Source organism: Polaromonas glacialis, assembly GCF_000709345.1.
In the GTDB taxonomy this organism is placed as follows: domain Bacteria; phylum Pseudomonadota; class Gammaproteobacteria; order Burkholderiales; family Burkholderiaceae_C; genus Polaromonas; species Polaromonas glacialis.
Map to the genome: position 1 here is coordinate 1 of NZ_JMDZ01000054.1, position 646 is coordinate 646.

Annotated in this window: 1 protein-coding gene; it reads left to right on the forward strand. The window is 69.2% G+C overall.

Annotated elements, in window-relative coordinates; translation table 11 throughout:
• Positions 1 to 646, forward strand: a 646-nt coding sequence (locus tag EC86_RS0100295) for an IPT/TIG domain-containing protein (protein WP_029523728.1), incomplete at both ends; no start/stop codon positions are given.

Consider the following 646-nt stretch of genomic DNA (forward strand, 5'->3'; position numbering starts at 1 on the left):
GCTCGGTCGTGCGCTGGAACGGCGCCAATCGCACCACGACGTTTGTCAGCGCCACGCGGCTGACGGCTGCCATCCCGGCCTCGGACACGGCCACGGCCGGCACCGCGCAAGTGTCGGTGTTCAACCCGACGCCAGGAGGGGGCATTTCCCCGTCGCCGCTGGCCTTTGCCATCAGCGCATCGCCCCCGCCTGCGAACAACCCGGTTCCGGCCCTGTCCTCGATTGCGCCGGCGACCGCTGCCACGGGCGGGAATGCCTTCACGCTGACCGCCACCGGCACAAGCTTTGTGCCCACCTCCAAGGTGCGCTGGAATGGCGTGGAGAGATCGACGACCTACATTAGCGCCACGCAACTTGCCGCAGCGATTCCGGCCACTGACCTTCAGGCCGCCGGCACCGCGCAGGTCAGCGTGGTCACGCCGACACCGGGGGGCGGTACGTCGGCTATTCAGACCTTCACCGTCAGCAGCACGCCGGTCCCCGGCAACCCGGTTCCGGCATTGGCGTCGCTGGCGCCGGCCGGCGCTACAGCGGGCAGCGGGGGCCTGAGTTTGACTGTGAACGGCTCGAACTTCGTGACCGGCTCGGTCGTGCGCTGGAACGGCGCCAATCGCACCACGACGTTTGTCAGCGCCACGCGGCTGAC